The sequence below is a fragment of the Marinilactibacillus psychrotolerans genome (assembly GCF_900101525.1).
GTDB classification, from domain to species: domain Bacteria; phylum Bacillota; class Bacilli; order Lactobacillales; family Carnobacteriaceae_A; genus Marinilactibacillus; species Marinilactibacillus psychrotolerans.
In genome coordinates, this window is record NZ_FMZD01000009.1 from 36,890 (window position 1) to 54,444 (window position 17,555).

At 35.5% G+C, this 17,555-nt stretch carries 15 protein-coding genes; 2 read left to right on the forward strand and 13 right to left on the reverse strand.

Translation table 11 applies throughout. The features are described 5' to 3' along the window. Positions 1–37: 37 nt before the first annotated feature. The 8 genes from BLT22_RS06435 to BLT22_RS06470 all read right to left on the reverse strand — a co-directional run bounded on the left by BLT22_RS06435 (position 38) and on the right by BLT22_RS06470 (position 11,308). Entirely contained in the window at positions 38–2,812 is a 2,775-nt protein-coding gene (locus BLT22_RS06435; protein ID WP_091761773.1) for a sigma-54-dependent transcriptional regulator, read from the reverse strand. 365 nt (positions 2,813–3,177) lie between these two features. Beyond that, positions 3,178–3,558, reverse strand: a complete 381-nt coding sequence (locus BLT22_RS06440; RefSeq protein ID WP_091761775.1) for a DUF956 family protein — start codon at positions 3,556–3,558, stop codon at positions 3,178–3,180. Between the two features lie 137 nt (positions 3,559–3,695). Further along, the gene (locus BLT22_RS06445; protein ID WP_091761777.1) at positions 3,696–4,610 is read right to left on the reverse strand and encodes a PTS system mannose/fructose/sorbose family transporter subunit IID; all 915 of its coding nucleotides are present in this window, start codon (positions 4,608–4,610) and stop codon (positions 3,696–3,698) included. A gap of 21 nt (positions 4,611–4,631) precedes the next feature. Beyond that, positions 4,632–5,429 (reverse strand): PTS mannose/fructose/sorbose transporter subunit IIC, encoded by a 798-nt coding sequence (locus tag BLT22_RS06450; RefSeq protein WP_091761779.1) that lies wholly within the window; start codon positions 5,427–5,429, stop codon positions 4,632–4,634. A gap of 26 nt (positions 5,430–5,455) precedes the next feature. Continuing rightward, complete coding sequence (locus tag BLT22_RS06455; protein WP_091761782.1) at positions 5,456–6,448, reverse strand: mannose/fructose/sorbose PTS transporter subunit IIA; 993 nt, start codon at positions 6,446–6,448, stop codon at positions 5,456–5,458. Positions 6,449–6,805: 357 nt separating this feature from the next. Then, positions 6,806–7,531 (reverse strand): glycerophosphodiester phosphodiesterase, encoded by a 726-nt coding sequence (locus BLT22_RS06460; protein WP_091761784.1) that lies wholly within the window; start codon positions 7,529–7,531, stop codon positions 6,806–6,808. A 222-nt stretch (positions 7,532–7,753) separates the two neighbouring features. Then, on the reverse strand, positions 7,754–8,827 hold the full coding sequence (locus BLT22_RS06465; RefSeq protein WP_218127248.1) for an SDR family oxidoreductase: 1,074 nt from the start codon (positions 8,825–8,827) through the stop codon (positions 7,754–7,756). Between the two features lie 108 nt (positions 8,828–8,935). Then, complete coding sequence (locus tag BLT22_RS06470) at positions 8,936–11,308, reverse strand: phosphoketolase family protein (protein ID WP_091761786.1); 2,373 nt, start codon at positions 11,306–11,308, stop codon at positions 8,936–8,938. 229 nt (positions 11,309–11,537) lie between these two features. Between BLT22_RS06470 and BLT22_RS06475 the strand changes: the two genes are divergently transcribed. Together BLT22_RS06475 and BLT22_RS06480 are read left to right on the forward strand one after the other, a co-directional pair. After that, a complete protein-coding gene (locus BLT22_RS06475; protein WP_091761788.1) occupies positions 11,538–12,191 on the forward strand; it encodes a deoxynucleoside kinase in 654 nt (217 codons plus the stop codon). Positions 12,192–12,217: 26 nt separating this feature from the next. Then, a complete protein-coding gene (locus tag BLT22_RS06480; protein WP_091761791.1) occupies positions 12,218–12,727 on the forward strand; it encodes a methylated-DNA--[protein]-cysteine S-methyltransferase in 510 nt (169 codons plus the stop codon). Positions 12,728–12,775: 48 nt separating this feature from the next. On the opposite strand, the gene BLT22_RS06485 is transcribed toward BLT22_RS06480, so the two are convergent. The 5 genes from BLT22_RS06485 to BLT22_RS06505 form a co-directional block, all read right to left on the reverse strand. Next, the gene (locus tag BLT22_RS06485; protein ID WP_091761794.1) at positions 12,776–13,543 is read right to left on the reverse strand and encodes a CPBP family intramembrane glutamic endopeptidase; all 768 of its coding nucleotides are present in this window, start codon (positions 13,541–13,543) and stop codon (positions 12,776–12,778) included. A 134-nt stretch (positions 13,544–13,677) separates the two neighbouring features. Beyond that, positions 13,678–15,156 (reverse strand): IMP dehydrogenase, encoded by a 1,479-nt coding sequence (gene guaB / locus BLT22_RS06490; protein ID WP_091761795.1) that lies wholly within the window; start codon positions 15,154–15,156, stop codon positions 13,678–13,680. Between the two features lie 268 nt (positions 15,157–15,424). Next, positions 15,425–16,132 (reverse strand): DUF1129 domain-containing protein, encoded by a 708-nt coding sequence (locus BLT22_RS06495; protein WP_091761797.1) that lies wholly within the window; start codon positions 16,130–16,132, stop codon positions 15,425–15,427. A gap of 29 nt (positions 16,133–16,161) precedes the next feature. Further along, positions 16,162–17,262, reverse strand: coding sequence for a redox-regulated ATPase YchF (gene ychF, locus BLT22_RS06500; protein ID WP_091761799.1), 1,101 nt, complete (start codon positions 17,260–17,262; stop codon positions 16,162–16,164). Between the two features lie 80 nt (positions 17,263–17,342). Then, the gene (locus BLT22_RS06505) at positions 17,343–17,543 is read right to left on the reverse strand and encodes a DUF951 domain-containing protein (protein WP_087057433.1); all 201 of its coding nucleotides are present in this window, start codon (positions 17,541–17,543) and stop codon (positions 17,343–17,345) included. Between the last annotated feature and the right edge of the window lie 12 nt (positions 17,544–17,555).

Below are 17,555 nucleotides of genomic sequence, written 5' to 3' on the forward strand. Positions count from 1 at the left end.
AAGAGCGTGCCAACTATAGTGGCACGCTCTTAATATATTAAAATTCATCTTCAGTTGCTTTTAAATCAAGCTTTTGAAAGATAATGTCATGGACATATGCTAATTCCGACTGGGGGATTTTGACACTATAATTTTCTTCTATGACACTAAATGCTTCTTTTATTTTTTTAAATTGATTTTGTTGACACTGATCACCAACACTTATTCCACTATAAGTTTCAATTGTTTCGTGACGAATTAATCGCTCAATTAAACAACTGATATGAACGTACAAAGCTATCTTACGTTCATTCGCTATCTCTTGTTCCGTTAGCTCTTCAAATCTGCGCATAAATAGTTCGATTTCTAACATTACTTTATCCGTATCCAGAATGGTTACTGAATCAATCACTTTTTTAATTGAAAAATTCCGGATCATGCGATTATTAAACTGCTCATTCTCTTCTGGGGACATTACTTTTTTTAGCCAGTAGGAAAGATTATGCGCCCCTTCACCTGAAATCAGTTCTTCAAGAGACAAGTAGGGGACATCGCTAATTAATGGATTGGCTGTACCGATAATCCCAATAACATCATATAATGAAAAGACTGTCTCTTCCGTTTTATGATGATATAACGTCTCATAATCATAAGGGATTACCTTTAATCGGCTTGTTACTGGTAAACTTTCTTCTAATAATTGACTGATTTGTTTTGCTGTTCCAATACCAGTAAGACACGTTGTGAGCAATACTTTTGCTTTATTTTCTTCTGGGTAAATCAGTTTCCAGTCTAACTGAAGATAACTTTCCGACTGAATAGCTATATCAGAAAGACTTAATTCTTTTTGAATATTTTCCCCAATAGTCAGAGCCATTGGTGTCGTGACATTATTCATAATCATAATAGGAGCCGTTAATTGTTGTGGAAAATACTCATAGATATCTTTTAAAGATCCCATATCCACTAAAATAACCAATCCATTGCTTATATCATTTTTTTCTGAATAATCCACAATCTCCTCTGCAATTTTTTGTGGTGTTGTATCCAGAGGCATATCGAACGATTCGAATATATTCTTTCCCAACATTTTATTAACAACATTAGCAATGCTGCTTGCAGTTGCATATCCGTGGGCCACAATAATCGCTTTGGCAAAGGTAGATTCTCGAGCTACTCCTAGGTGATCAAGATAAAGGGTAAGCAATATTTTATCCATATCTAATATTTCGATATCCAATTTTGGTTGTATCAAGGTCAGTAGACGTTCTGTGTATTGATACTGTGTGGTATAAATTTGTGCTACTTTTTCTTTACACTCCTTTATCAAATTGATTAATTCAATACTGTCTGGCTGCCAGCGAACTGTACTGCGTTGAAACAGATAATAACTAATGGCATAAACTGTATTTCCATTAAATGCAATTTGGTAAGATGCTTCCATTTGTCTTAATGTATCTCGGACATACTGTGTCATAAATAAAAGCAATTCTTGTTTCTGTTCTCTATCTGTCTCAAAAATCAAGAAATCAAACAAATTTTCTACTTCTTGCTTCATACTTTCTTCTGATTCAGTTAAATCTAATTTATTATTACTAAATTCAATCAGCAACTTTTTATACGTATGAACAATCCGTTGTTGATCAGGATTTTTTTGAGCCACTAAATTCTCTAAAACAGTCGACTCATCAATTCGAATACTTTCTTCAACTACTGCACTTGTATTCAGTACACTATGAAGCATAAACTCAGGAGACAAATGATGAATAGCCACTTTTACTTCTGCTTGTTCTCTTTGCATTGAAAAGGCATTTGCAGTAGTAACCTTCACTACATTTTTCAATTCTCCAATATTCCCTTTATATGTCCCGTTTTTCAATAAATGCAATACTTGTCCACTAATTACTAGTGGTACTTTTATTTTCCGTTGCTCTTTTACCAGGAAATCATAAATCATTTCTAACCGTTCATTTGGAGTACGGCTACTCAAAGGAGGTAATTCTACTCTAATTGGAATTCGCCGCATAAATGTTGTTAAAAAGTTACTTGAAATATCTTCTGTAGTAGCAAAGAATAGTCTCACTTTTACTTTTCTCGGGTTATTTGACTCTCCCATTCGATAGATGATTCCCTGATCTAAATAAGTAAATAATTTTTCTTGTCCTTCTGCGTTCAATCGATGAACTTCATCCAGAAACAATATCCCTCCTTCTGCTTCTTCAAAAGCGCCTTTTCGATTTTCTTCTGCTCCTGTATAAGCACCTTTGACATGTCCAAATAATTGACTGGTTAATAATTCCGGATTATTCGCATATTGAGCACAATTCAAAGTCACAAATGGAGCATCTTCTTCGATTAAATCATTGATTAAACAGAATTGATGGAGCATCTTGACCATATAACTTTTTCCTGTTCCGCTCTCTCCTGTTAATATAACTGGTAAACCATTATCAGGATAATATACAGCGGTTTTTAATTGCTCAATACTTCGAGATAGACTGGCTCTGTTTCCTATGAGTACTGAGAAAAAATCTGCTTTATTATAGAATAAAGGTTGATCATTTTTCAACTCTTCTAGACTACTGTATATAGTTTTAGAAAGTAAATAAAACTGATTTTCAAAAGCTTCTTTGTGCAAAAAATACACAGGTCGAGTATTGATTTTAACAATGATCTCCTGCTCATTTAATTGACTCAAATAATGACTAACGGTATTTCGTTTGATTTCAAATTTTTCAGCTATTTTTTTTGCCGTAAAAATATCGCTTACATTTTCCTGATCAAAGAAAGCCGTTTGGTTTTTCAAATAATCAGCTAATTTTTCTCTTAACATTATTTCCCACCTCAATTTTATATTAGGGGAATATTCTAAGAAGTCAATCTTTTGTTAATTCTTCTGCTTTAGAATTTCTCTACCCTAGCCCCCTTGTCATTAAATATTACTCATAAATACTATTATTTAGAAATACTCAATATATGCTAGTTCTCTATTGATTGATTTATATAGGGCCCTTTCTAAAAATAAAGCAATTCCTTTAAAAATACTCAAAAAACACAATGTTATTAATATTTTATCAAACAAAATATTAATGAACATTGTGTTTTAGAATTTTTCATATAGTAAACGAAAGACATTTTAATACTCTATACTTTCTCCAGTTAACATAAGCTGATTATCAATAAATAGATATGCGTTTGCTATTTGTTTCTTTTCTTTCCTATTGATTTAAAAGCACGCTTAAGGACATCAAAAAAGCTTAACGAATGTATCATATGCTCTGGATCAATATATACTTGTATAGCTCGAAGAACTTTCTTAGGATGTTTTGATGCAAAAGAAAATGTCCCAGATCTTTTTGTTTCAATCGCATAACGAGGTATCCATCTACCCTTAAACATAACAGAAGCAATAACATTCTCTACTTCTTCCCATGGAATTTGAATAAATTTACGTGTATCACGCTCATTAAAAAATTCAAATCCATTATTACCAATCATTATTTTTCCATAATCAGTTAATCCCGTAAAAGCGGTAGCATCTATTACCAAGTCAACTTTTGTATTAATTGATTCAACCATTCTATCCGCTCCAATTTCTTTATTTATTTCTATTATACGTGGATTTAAGTACTTATATCAATAAAAAAAGTGACTGAGAGTTAGACCCAGCCACTTTTATACGAATTAGTGTTGATCCACAAACTTTTATAAACCTTTTATAAAAGTCCGATTACGTGTCCACCAATACCAACTATAAATAGTCCAAGAATAATGATAATTGGATTTACTTTTTTCTTAAGCAAATACATGCATAGCAATGTTAGAAGTAATGGTGCTAGTCCTGGAATTAATTGATCTAAGTTATTTTGTAATGAAGTTACTTTAGTAGGAGAAAGGGCTAATCCTGAGTTGAATTGTTCAAAAGCTGTACGAATACCTTCTGATCCTGATGGTAGTGCATCCCAATCAATATAAGCTCCTTCGTCTAAAGGTACTCTAGAAACTATAGGTTGGAAATTGATTGAAACCCACCTTTGAACTAAAGCTGCTAACACAAACATTCCTAGAACTGAGGCACCTTTTGTAATATCTTGCAATAATCCACCTGAAAGGTCATCTGTAATTGCTGACCCTGCTTTATAACCAAATTCCTGTGTATACCACATGAATCCCCAACGAATAAGATTCCAAGCTACAAAGAAAAGAATTGGACCTAAAATACTTCCACCTATCGCTAGAGATGCACCTAGAGCACCTAACATTGGACGTACAGTAAACCAGAAAACAGGATCGCCAACACCTGCTAAAGGTCCCATCATCCCAACTTTAACACCTTGAATTGCTACATCATCTACTGCTACACCATTTGCACGTTCTTCTTCAAGAGCTAAAGTAACTCCAAGGATAGGAGATGCAATATATGGGTGCGTATTAAAAAACTCTAAATGACGTTTTAAAGCTGCTGCACGATCTTCTTTTGTTGTATATAATTTTTTGATTGCGGGAATCATTGAGTAAGCCCAACCACCATTTTGCATACGTTCGTAGTTCCAAGAACCTTGGATAAAGGTAGAACGCCATGCTACGGCTAATCGATTTCTTTTAGATAGTTCAATTTTTTCTGCTGCCATGTTTTAATTCCTCCTTTGAAATTAATAATCGTTTAAGATATCGCCTAATGGATCTCCAGAATTACTTCCGCCATTTGAAGAGCCACCCATTTTAGAAAGATTCAAGTAAATTAATGCCATAGCCACACCTAGAGCACCTAGAGCAATCAAAGTTAAATCAGTCATCGCTGCTACTACAAAACCAATAGCGAAAAATGGCCATACTTCTTTTGTTGCAATCATATTAATAACCATTGCATAACCAACCGCAACGACCATTCCACCACCGATAGCCATACCATCAGTTAGCCAAGCTGGCATAGAAGTCAAGAATGCTTGAACTGATTCAGCTGGAATGAATAAAAGTGCTGCTGCTGGAACTGCTATCCGCACTCCTTGCATACAAACCGCCGCTATATGAAGGAATTCGATTTTTCTAAAATTACCTTCTTCAGCTGCACTATCCATTAAATGTACGATCGGAACAGCTAATGTACGAACGATCATTGTTAAGAAAAGACCTGCTACTGCAAGTGGAATCGCAATTGCAATTGCTGTTGAAACTCCATTTACGCCTTGTCCACCTAATACTAAAATAATTGCTGATGCTACAGATGCCAATGCTGCATCTGGTGCTACGGCAGCTCCAATATTTGCCCAACCTAATGCGAGCATTTGAAGTGTTCCGCCTAAAATAATACCTGCTGTCAAGTTACCTGTTACTAAACCGATTAGTGTACATGCTACTAGTGGTTGATGGAATTGGAATTCATCCAAGATCCCTTCTATACCTGCCAAGAACGCAACAAAAACTACTAGAACCATTGATATAATAGACATAATAGACCTCCTACTTAATTTTTTTATTATTTGTTTGCTAATTCATTTTTTGCTTTTTTCATAATTTCATTCATATTGCCGCGGTTATCGTTGGGTACTTTACGTACATCAAACTTAACACCTTTTTCTTTAAGCTTTTCAAAAGCTTCTACATCATTTTGTCCCATAGAGAGCACATTATTTACAACGACTTTACCAACTGAATGAGCAAGTGATCCAACATTGACTTCTTCAATCTCTACGCCGCCTTCAACTACTCTAAGAACATCTTCGGGGTTTTCAAATAATAATAGTGCTTTAGTATTCCCGAAACGAGGGTCTTTAGATATTTCAATCATCTTATCAATTGGAATAACATTTGCTTTAACTCCTGGTGGTGTAGCTTGTTCGATTAATCTCTTACGAAGATCATCTTTTGAAACTGCATCGGAGACAACAATAATACGGTTTGGCTGTGTTGTTTTAGTCCATGCTGTTGCTACTTGTCCATGTAATAAACGAGAATCTACACGTGTTAAAACGATTTTTATTTTTCCATCTCCAACAACTGTATTAGGAGGTAGTTCTCCTTTAGGTTGTCCATCGTCTGCAATTTCAACTCCATTAGCCGATGTAGGTTGCAATTCCTCAGGTCTGACCTTTACACCATCTTTTGCTGTTTCAATAATATGTGCGGCAATTTCTTGAGCAGATGTCATTGACAAGCGAGATGCATAGGCTTCTATTAACATTGGTAAATTCAAACCAGCAACGATTGCCCATTTATCTTTATTTTCTTCAAATAAAGTATTAGCTTGATTAAATGGAGTACCTCCCCATAGATCCACCAAAAATAGTACTTCATCTTGATCATCGAATGATGCAATTGCTCTCTTCATTTTTGCTTTGACATCTTCAGGACCTTCACTTGGCATCAAGGTAATAGCTTTAACATTCTCTTGTTCTCCAAAGATCATTGCACCGGATTGCAAGATGCCTTCAGCGAATTCGCCATGGCTTGCTAGTATAATTCCTACCATTTCTTAACCTCCTAAATAGTTTCTTTCTATTACTTTTAGACACGTTTATCAAAATAAGTTTCCTTAATTTGATTGTTCTGTCTATAACTCAAATATTTTTTATTCTTTCTTACACTATTTCCCCCTTTCAATTTTCCCGATTCTCTAAACTTTCTATAAGTCTAGAGGGACAAAAACTATATTATTTGTCCGTCATCTACTATATTGCAAGTTCCGTGCCAACTTTAGTGTATCGTTCAAAAACCCTATATTAATAACTTATAAATAGACAAAAAAACAAAAACAGATACACTAAATAGTGTATCTGTTTTTGTTTCAAGTTTTTATGCTGATTAATAATAGTGTATTGTCCAATTTTCACATCTCTACATATCCCTTATCTTGAATCTCCTTAAGACGATCAGGAAAATCTGTAATTATAGCATTTATCCCCACATTTATTGCTTTTTCTAAATCCAATTTCTCATTGATTGTCCAAGTATTGATTTTTAAATCGTAATAATCTGCATATTCTATTAATTCTTCATTTAAAGATAATGCATTTGGATGAATATAGTCCATTCCGATCTCTTTGGCTTTTTGGATAATTTGTTTAGTACATTTCGATGTCAACAGTCCAGTCTGAATCGTCGCATTGAATTTTTTAACTCGAATCATATTTTCTTTGTGAAAAGAAGATATGATTATCTGTTTTTCTAATCCATACTCTTCAATCATTTTTAATACTTTCTTTTCTAATCCAATATCATTACCGTTAACTGTTTTAAGTTCGATATTGGTAAGCAGGTTTTTATCCTGCATCCATTCAAAGTATTCTTTTAAAGTCGGGATTTTTTGTTCTGCTAATCCTTCCTGATCTTTACTATTAATGGATAGAGACTTAAGTTCATCTAAAGTCCATTCCGTTAATTGTCCTTTGTCACTTGTTAACCGTTCTAAAGTATCATCATGGAAAATAACGATCGTTCCATCTTTCGTTAATTGGGCATCTAATTCAATACCGTCAGCCCCCACTTCGTAAGCTTTTCGAAATGCAATCATCGTATTTTCTGGATACTTCCCACTAAATCCTCGGTGGGCCAAATTTAATGTCCTAATCCTATTTACTTCCCTTCTAAAGATCTGCTCAGTTATTTTGCTTACATAGTTATTTTGCTGTTATTCTATAAAAAGAGTGTAGCATAAGAATATAAATTTAATGCATTTTTTACTACTATTTTATTAAGTTTGTATAGTATTTTATTATAAAAACCCCTGAAAGTTAGACTATATCCTAACTTTCAGAAGTAATATTTAGAGAGTATTTTATCTTGCTACTTTATATTTTTTAGACTGCATACATTTCAAAGCTGTTAGAGCAACTCCTACAGTTATAGCTGCTGCCGTTACACCTGGATTTTTTTTCGCTTTTACCATTAAGCTTTTTGGTCGGTGCCAGCCTAAGTTATTGCCACGCTCATCCAAATCTTCTTTATGCTCATAGAGATTACCTGCCTCAGGAGCTGGCGCTTTTGTATTTTCATCATAATTAGTTGGATACGTATTAATCTCCATGATTTTATCTGTTAATCTAGGATACAGCATACCTACAATTGAGAAAAACTTAGACTGTGTTCCAACATACATATCGCGTTTAGGGTGTTCAGCAACATGAAGAATGGCTTCTGCTACACTTTCTGGTGGGTAAACGACCCCTTTATGGGTTGGTTTTTTATTGATGTAACTTGTTGCGTGATCTGTATAAGGGGTATCTACTCTAGCTGGATGAATTTGGGAAAGAACTACTGGTGCGTGTTCTTTTTCCAGCTCCATACGTACAGCATCTGTAAACCCTCTAATAGCATGTTTACTGGCTGAATAACTTGATTGAACTGGAAAAGCACGATTCCCAACAACACTACCCATATTAATAATAGATCCCGGTTCATTCTTTTCTTTATAATGAGCGATGGCTCTACGAGTCCCGTAGACTACTCCCCAGAAATTAATATCAAATAATTGGCGCATATCTTTAATTGGAATTTCTGCTGAGTATCCATAAATAGACACCGCAGCATTATTTAACCATGTATCAAATCCGCCGAATTTTTCAATTGCTTTTTCGGCAATTTTATCTATATCTTCTTCTTTAGATACATCGGCTACGACATAGACAAATTCAGTTCCTCTAACTTTCAGCTCTTTTTCTAATATACTTAATGCTTCTTCATTTCTTGAAGCTAATACCAGCTTTACACCTTGCTCTGCAGCCATTCTAGCAGTCACTAGACCAATTCCACTCGTAGCACCTGTGATGACCATTACCTGATCTTTTAATTTTTTCAATTTTAATTTCATACTATTTAATGGCATTCCTTTATCTACTGCTCTTTGTTCCATATTACATTCCTCCTTAGATAAATATCCATTCCTATTTCTTATTGTTCATTTTATTGAAAAACAAATAGACTATTCAACTTATAGACCTTATTCGTTATAACTTAGTACTTAATCTAACATAGCCCATTTCCACTCCCTAACTTCAGGCATATCTTCGCCATGTTCACGAATATACGCATGGTGCTTACTGAGGCGTTTATCCATTTCTACTTCAAAATCTTGTGCTTCAAATCCATATACCATTTTAGCTGCATCTTTTGCTAAACTAAATCGGTCTAGTTCGTTCAAAACCCTCATATCGAATGGTGTAGTAACAGCTCCATTTTCCCTATATCCATGAATAGAAATAGGATGAATGGGTCTATCAAAGAAAATATCTCTAATTAATCCTTCATAACTATGATAGGCAAACAAAATAGGCTTATCTGGAGTGAAATACGCGTCAAATTCACTATCTGTTAATCCGTGAGCGTCTATCTTCTGATGACGTAACTTGAACAAATCAACTACATTGATAAAACGAATATGCATTTCTGGAAAATAATCTTTAAGAATTGTAATTGCTGCTAATGATTCTAAGTTAGGTTCTGTTCCTGCGGCAACCATTATAATGTCAGGTTCTTCATCTTGATCTGTACTTGCCCAATCAATTTTTTTCAAGCCGTTTTCTACTAATTCTTCTGCTTCATCAGCTGAATAGAACTGCGGACGCGGATGTTTACTAGAAACAATTAAATTGATTTTTTGTTTAGAACTTAACACTTTTGACATTACAGCCATCAAAGTATTTGCATCAGCTGGATAATACGCACGAATATATTCTGGTTTTTTTTCAGCCAGATGAGTCACAATGCCTGGATCTTGATGCGTATATCCATTGTGGTCCTGCTGATAAACAGAAGAAGATGCGATTACATTCAGTGAAGGATAATCGTTTCGCCATTCTAATTCATCCGCTTTTCTGATCCATTTAAAATGCTGCGTCAGCATAGAATCCACTATTCTCAAGAAGCCTTCATAACTTACGAAGAAACCATGTCGTCCAGTTAAAACATATCCTTCCAGCCAGCCTTCTGCCTGATTTTCCGATAGCTGAGAATCAATCACTCTTCCTGCCGTACCCATTGATGCATCATTTGGCTCATGTGTAGGTTCCATCCATTGACGATCAGTCACTTCCAACACTGCATTCAACCGATTTGAATTGAGTTCATCTACACTGAAAATTCGAAAGTTATCTGGATTTTTAACGACAATGTCACGGCTATATTTACCAAATTCCGTCATATCTTGTTTCTTTTCTGCTCCAGGGGTTGCGATTGAAACAGCGTATTCTTTCCAGTCTAGCACATCTAGTGGCTTAGAATTAATTCCGCTATTCGTAATTGGATGAGCAGACATTCTATTTTCATATTTTGGCGCAATGGCTTTGATATCCTCTTTTAACTTACCCTTTTCATCAAATAGCTCTTCTGGTCTATAGGATTTTAACCAGTCTACTAGTGCCTCACTATCTTCCATATCATTCTGTTCTACTGGAATGGGAATCTGGTGAGATCTAAAAGAACCTTCAACCGGTTTATTATCCCAGAATTTTGGTCCCGTCCAACCTTTAGGTGTTCGCAGTATAAACACCGGCCAAGTTGGCATTGCAAATTTAGTTTCCTTATTTTCTCTGGCAGATTTTTGAATCATCTGAATCTTTTCAATTGCTTCATCCAGTTTTTCCGCCATTTCCGGATGCAATTTCTCAGCATCGTCTCCTTCAACAAATATCGGATCCCAGCCTAATCCTTTAAAATACTGAGTCAGTTCTTTATCTGTTTTTCTTGAAAGAATCGTTGGATTTGCAATCTTATACCCATTTAAACAAAGTATTGGCAGCACTGCCCCATCTTTTCTAGGATTGATAAACACGTTAGAGAACCAAGAAGTTGCCAAGGCTCCTGTTTCCGCTTCACCATCTCCTATGGTTACAGCAGCAATCATTTCTGGATTATCCAATATTGCACCTGTAGCATGCGACAAGGCATATCCTAATTCTCCACCTTCATGTATAGAGCCAGGAGTTTCTGGTGCTGCATGTGACCCAATTCCACCTGGAAAAGAAAACTGTTTGAATAGTTTTTGCATTCCTTGTTCATCTTGGGAAATTTCTGGATAGATCTGTGAGTAAGTACCATCTAAATATGCATTTGATACCATTACTTGTCCACCATGACCGGGACCTTCAATGAAAAACATATTTAGCTTATATTTATTGATGACCCGATTCAAGTGAGCATAAACAAAATTCTGTCCTGGGATTGTACCCCAGTGACCAATTGGATTGACTTTAATATCGGTTGACTTTAAAACGGTCTTAAGTAGAGGATTATCTTTTAAAAACAATTGACCAACTGATAAATAGTTAGCTGCTCGCCACCAAGCATCTACTTTATTTAAATAGTCTCTTGATGAAAAATCTTGTAATTTTTCCATGACCATTCTCCTTTTCATTCGTATAGTTTCACTATACCGCTACAAGAAAGCAAGAAACAACCAAAGTGCTTTACTAATCTACTTTGAGAGGTATGATTTATTGAACTATAGTCTGTCAGGCATTCCTATCGAATAAATGACAGTTCCATTAAATAAACTATGGAATTTTTACTAGTAATGATTTCTGCCTATTTCCTGTGGTATGATAATAGGGATGAATTTTTAAAGAATGGAAGGAGATAAGATGTCAGTGATTGTATTAGCTGGTATGATAGGAGCGGGTAAGAGCACGTACACCACGTTCATTTCAGAAGAATTTAAAAGTAAAGCTTTTTATGAACAGGTGGTAGAAAACCCAATTCTTGAAAATTTTTATGCAGATCCTAAAAGATGGGCTTTTTCATTACAGATTTTCTTTTTAAACACTCGGTTTAGAAGTATTAAACAGGCACTAGTCCACAGACATAATGTCCTCGATCGATCAATTTATGAAGATGCTCTTTTTACTAAAATCAATTATGAAGAAGGAAATATGAGCGAAGCTGAAATGATATTATATACAGATCTATTGGAGAATATGATGGAAGAATTACAGGAAATTCCTAAAAAAGCGCCTGATCTATTGATTTATCTTAGAGGTTCTCTTGATACTCACTTAGAAAGAATTAAAAAAAGAGGTCGTCCTTTCGAACAGGTTGAAGAAAATCCCGGATTATTAGACTATTATACGAAGCTACATAGTCGTTATGATGAGTGGTTTAGCGAATATGATAAGAGTCCTACATTAGTGATTGATATAGATTCAGTTGACCTAGAACGAGAAGAAGATAGAATTAAGGTCATGCAGGAAATTAAAACTGCTTTGAAAACACACTCAATTTAATACTAAATATTAGGGGAGAAAAAGATATGGTCAAAACAATCTACTATTCTGAAGTCATATATGATACTTGGTCGTTTTATATTGCTGCTACTGAGAACGGATTGGTTTATGTAGGATCTTCTCCTCAAAGATTCACCGAGCTCGAAACTTGGGTGAGTAATTTAAAGGTGAATACAGAATTGATTAGAGATGATCGTATTCTAACTCTATATATTAGTCAATTCAAAGAATATTTAACAAGACAACGCACAAGTTTTACTTTCCCTGTTGAATTAATCGGAACCTCTTTTCAAATTGAGGTATGGAACCACTTGCTAACTATCCCATATGGTGAAACAACGACCTATGGTGAGATTGCTACAGCACTAAATAAAAAACCAACACACTCACGAGCAGTCGGTACAGCAATTGGTAAAAATCCACTAATGATCGTTTATCCTTGCCATAGAGTCGTACCCAAAACAGGATCTCCAAAAGGGTTTCGTGGCGGTTTGCCAATGAAAAAAGCCCTGCTATCTTTAGAAAAATTAGATTAAAAAATCCGTTTTGCAAAATCAAATAAGATTTTGCAAAACGGATTTTTGTTATGCCTGGTACAAAACAATAAACGCTATTAAGTTATTCAGCATATGATAAACAATGCCCGCTTCTACAGTCCTTGTGTGTTTAGCGGCAAATGCAAATAAGAAACCCATTCCGATATAAGAAAACGCAGAAGGAATATCAGTAGGCATATGAATCAATCCAAATAAAAATGCACTTACAACCACAGAAATCCAAGAGGCGTTTAATGAATTATGTCTAAACAGAATAAGTCCCCGAAACAATACCTCTTCCGCTATAGGAGCAGCTATAACAATCATTAAAAACAAAGCCCAAACGGGAGCGAGTCCAACCATCCCTTCAATCGTTTGCTGATTAGCTGCTTCTGCTTCTCCAAATATATAGGAAAGCAAAATATTCCCTCCTATATACAAGATATAAGAAACTGGAATATACCAACCTAAAAATATCCAATCTTTTTTACTTAACCCCGGAATAATTTTCCATTCATTTCTACTTAATTGTTTACGATTAAACAGAGGGATCTTTCTCCAAATAACAACTATGGTGATTAACACGGCTCCTAAGATAGTCCCTACAATAGTTCCAGCTATAATTTCAGGTTCTATATATTCCATTAGTGCTATGCTGGATTCAAGAGTCTCTATGAGAGCAATATTATTGGATATAAAGTAAACAACAAAAAGTACTCCAAAAACTATTTGCAGCACTATAGGTGAAAGCCCCCACAATAACAATTGCTCTCTTTTCAGAATTTTTCTTAATGGATATCCTTCAAATACTTTCATCTTAATCTCCAATCTAGTTATATAAATATGTAGTCATTCTCAAGAATACCAAAATGACATTTTAAAAGATAGTAAAAAATGTAATAAAAGCACCGAAATATTTATCGGTGCTTTTATTACATAAACCAATTTAATTAAACAGAATAATTTGGTGCTTCTTTAGTAATATGCACGTCATGTGGATGAGATTCTCTCAGACCTGCACCTGACATTTGAATAAACTGAGCATTTTCTCTTAATTCTTTCAAATCAGCTGCCCCCACGTAGCCCATTCCGGAACGTAGCCCACCAGTCAATTGAAACAGGATATCTTGAACGCTGCCTTTGTAAGCTACCCGACCTTCAATTCCTTCTGGAACTAATTTATTCGCTTCTGTCTTATTATCTTGGAAATAACGATCACTGGAACCTTTTTTCATTGCACCAAGGCTGCCCATTCCTCGATACGTTTTGAAACGACGACCTTGATAAATTTCAAATTCTCCTGGAGATTCATCCGTTCCTGCAAGCATGCTTCCAAGCATGACAGCGTGACCTCCAGCAGCAAGAGCTTTAGCAATATCTCCTGAATACTTGATACCACCATCTGCAATAATAGGTTTTCCATATTCACGTGCAACGGAGGCGGCATCATAAATAGCAGTAATCTGAGGAACGCCTACTCCTGCAACTACTCTCGTTGTACAAATTGAACCCGGACCAATTCCAACTTTTACTACATCGGCCCCTGCTTCAAATAAAGCTCTTGTCCCTTCTGACGTAGCTACATTACCCGCAACTAACGTAACGTTGGGAAAGGCTTCACGAATTTTCTTCATTTCTCTTAAAACACCTGCACTATGACCATGAGCTGTATCTACAACAATTAAATCCACCCCTGCATCAATCAGCGCTTGGGAACGCTCAAATGTATCTTTAGTAATCCCCACAGCCGCACCAGCTAGTAAACGCCCATGTTTATCTTTAGCAGCATTAGGGAATTGAGTAATTTTTTCTATATCTTTAATCGTAATTAAACCACTCAACCATCCATTAGCATCAACTAAAGGCAATTTCTCTATTTTATGTTCTTTAAGTAGAAGTTCCGCTTCTTCTAGAGACGTTCCTTCAGAAGCTGTAACGAGATTTTCTTTTGTCATGACATCTTGTATCTGCCCTGACATGTCCGTTATGAATCTCATATCCCGGTTTGTTAATATTCCAACGAACTTTCTATTTTCCATTGTTTCTACAATCGGTACTCCGCTAATACGATATTTGGACATTAACGCTTCTGCTTCAGAAACCAGATTTTCCGGAGTTAAAAAGAATGGGTCAATAATTACACCGGATTCAGAACGTTTAACTTTACGAACTTCATCAGCTTGTTGTTCAATTGTCATATTTTTATGAATAACTCCAAGTCCACCTTGTCGTGCCATTCCAATAGCCATTCCAGAAGCCGTTACGGTATCCATACTTGCACTTAGTATTGGCAGATTTAATTTCACGGACTCTGAAAGCTCTACTTGCAAGTCAACTTCATTTGGCAAAACATGACTTTCTGCCGGTAATAAAAGTACATCATCAAACGTATATCCTTTTTTATTGAACTTTGTTTCCCAATTCCCCATTTTTTTCTCCTCCATTTTATAATTACAACTAATCCTCACGTAATTTTTAATTATTAAGTTACCACCCATACCAAGCTGCGTCAACACTAGAGTTCGCCTTGTAAGAATTTTCTCATAAACTTAACCACGAAATATTTTGATAACGCTTAAAAAACGAACTAATTATTATTATATATATATAAATGTATGTTTTCTCTTTTTTCTTGCTCCGCTAGAATTTATAAAAACCTCTAAAGACTAATAGTCTCTAGAGGTTTTAACAAAGAATTTAAAATAATGTTCCTTGGATATTCAATCTGCGTTTCAAGTAAATTTTTGCCCCAATTGCTGCGACACCGATGATAACAGAAATCATTGGTGATAACATAGGATTGAAAGGACTTGGGAAAGCACCTAATGTCATTAATAAAACAAATCCTATCATAACTCCAGAAGTGGCTAAAATATATTTCAAAAATCCACCCTTTTGACCTGGGACAGGCGCATATTTTGCAATGACCATTAATGCTAGACCCCCTACAACAAACGCCAGAAATGCCATAAATAAAGTCATTGTAGAAGATTGATCTGTAAACAAACTGATTAATCCAGTAATTCCTGTGTAGGCTCCACCAGCTGTTAATACCCCATCCAGATATATTTTCCAGCTTTCTGAACGTACAACTTCTTCTTGTTCACTAGCTGTCTGGTTATCCGTTAGATAGTTCGCTTGATCCGTAACCGTGCCGTAAATACGTCGAGCTGTCAAATGGTGGCTTTGCTGCTCAACTATTTTTTTCAACATATCATTATAAATGATTGTCTTTCTTTCTTCCGATACTTTATGATCATCTAAGCTGCGATTCAGTTTGACCATATATTCTCTATTTTTATTCGTTAACTGCTCATATAATTCAGTATTTTCTTCTTTCTTCGCTAAAAGTTCTTTTGCTTTGTCAGACTGCTCAGGAACTTCTTTATTATGTTTATTGAACAAATGATTTTTCTCCTTTCTGGTGTAAATTTTTATACGTTGAATCTGAACAAGATGACATCGCCATCTTGCACGACATATTCTTTTCCTTCTGAACGTAATTTCCCAGCTTCTCTGGCTGCTTTTTCACTGCCTAATGCATCATAATCCGCATAAGCAATTGTTTCTGCACGAATAAATCCATGTTCAAAGTCACTGTGAATCACGCCTGCAGTTTGAGGTGCTTTCATCCCTTTACGGAATGTCCAAGCACGAACTTCTTTTTCCCCCGCAGTGAAGAATGTCGCTAATCCTAATAGATCGTATGAAGATCGAATCAATTTATCCAACCCGGGTTCTTCCACACCTAGATCTTCTAAAAACATCGCTTTTTCTTCATCATCTAATTCTGCAATTTCTTCTTCAATAGCTGCAGAAATCGTGACAACCTCCGCACCTTCTTCGGCAGCAATATTTTTAACCACTTCTAAGTGCTTATTACCTTCTGCATTTGCAATGTCTTCTTCTGCAACGTTAGCTACATACAATACGGGCTTACTTGTTAATAAGAATAGTGACTTAACAATTGGCAGTTCTTCCGGTGTGAAATCAAGCATTCTAACCGGCTTGCCTTCTTCAAGGACAGGTTTGATCTTATCAAGAACAGTAAGCATTTCAAGAGCATCTTTATCCTTTGATTTGGCTTGCTTTTTCACACGGTCATAACGTTTTTCTACAGAATCCAAGTCTGCAAGTGCTAGCTCTAAATTGATGGTTTCAATATCATCAGCTGGACTAACTGATCCTGAAACATGTGTGATGTTTTCGTCATCAAAACAACGAACAACATGACAAATTGCATCCACTTCACGGATATTCGCCAAGAATTTATTTCCTAAGCCTTCCCCTTTACTCGCACCCTTTACAATTCCAGCGATATCTGTAAATTCAAAAGTAGTGGGAACAACTTTCTGAGGTTTTACAAGTTCTTTTAATCTTTCAAGTCTTTTATCTGGTACTTCTACGATTCCTACGTTTGGATCAATCGTTGCAAACGGATAATTCGCTGCTTCTGCACCAGCTTTTGTGATGGCATTAAATAACGTTGATTTCCCTACATTGGGTAAACCAACGATTCCTGCTGTTAAAGGCATTTTTAGTATTCACCTTTCCTTGCTTTCATGATTTTAAAATAATTTAAACGAAATAATGCTGACTTCTTTAGAATAGCTAACTAATCTATTTCATCAGCTTTTTTGAGTACTTTTTTCATTTTTCTCTCGAACTCTCTTCGAGGCATGAGGACTAACTGGCCACATCCGACGCATTTAATGCGAATATCAGCACCCAGTCGAATAATTTCCCAACGGTTCACTCCACAGGGATGTTTTTTCTTCATCTCAACTACATCATGCAGTTCATAAGACTTCTCCACAATCCTCACTCC

Bases quoted from the DNA above. Each gene is read 5' to 3' on its own strand.
- BLT22_RS06465 (WP_218127248.1), bottom strand. From the start codon at position 8,827: ATGGAACAAAGAGCAGTAGATAAAGGAATGCCATTAAATAGTATGAAA.
- BLT22_RS06470 (WP_091761786.1), bottom strand. From the start codon at position 11,308: ATGGAAAAATTACAAGATTTTTCATCAAGAGACTATTTAAATAAAGTA.
- BLT22_RS06480 (WP_091761791.1), top strand. From the start codon at position 12,218: ATGGTCAAAACAATCTACTATTCTGAAGTCATATATGATACTTGGTCG.
- BLT22_RS06475 (WP_091761788.1), top strand. From the start codon at position 11,538: ATGGAAGGAGATAAGATGTCAGTGATTGTATTAGCTGGTATGATAGGA.
- BLT22_RS06445 (WP_091761777.1), bottom strand. From the start codon at position 4,610: ATGGCAGCAGAAAAAATTGAACTATCTAAAAGAAATCGATTAGCCGTA.
- BLT22_RS06485 (WP_091761794.1), bottom strand. From the start codon at position 13,543: ATGAAAGTATTTGAAGGATATCCATTAAGAAAAATTCTGAAAAGAGAG.
- BLT22_RS06440 (WP_091761775.1), bottom strand. From the start codon at position 3,558: ATGGTTGAATCAATTAATACAAAAGTTGACTTGGTAATAGATGCTACC.
- BLT22_RS06450 (WP_091761779.1), bottom strand. From the start codon at position 5,429: ATGTCTATTATATCAATGGTTCTAGTAGTTTTTGTTGCGTTCTTGGCA.
- BLT22_RS06455 (WP_091761782.1), bottom strand. From the start codon at position 6,448: ATGGTAGGAATTATACTAGCAAGCCATGGCGAATTCGCTGAAGGCATC.
- ychF (WP_091761799.1), bottom strand. From the start codon at position 17,262: ATGCCTTTAACAGCAGGAATCGTTGGTTTACCCAATGTAGGGAAATCA.
- BLT22_RS06435 (WP_091761773.1), bottom strand. From the start codon at position 2,812: ATGTTAAGAGAAAAATTAGCTGATTATTTGAAAAACCAAACGGCTTTC.
- guaB (WP_091761795.1), bottom strand. From the start codon at position 15,156: ATGGGGAATTGGGAAACAAAGTTCAATAAAAAAGGATATACGTTTGAT.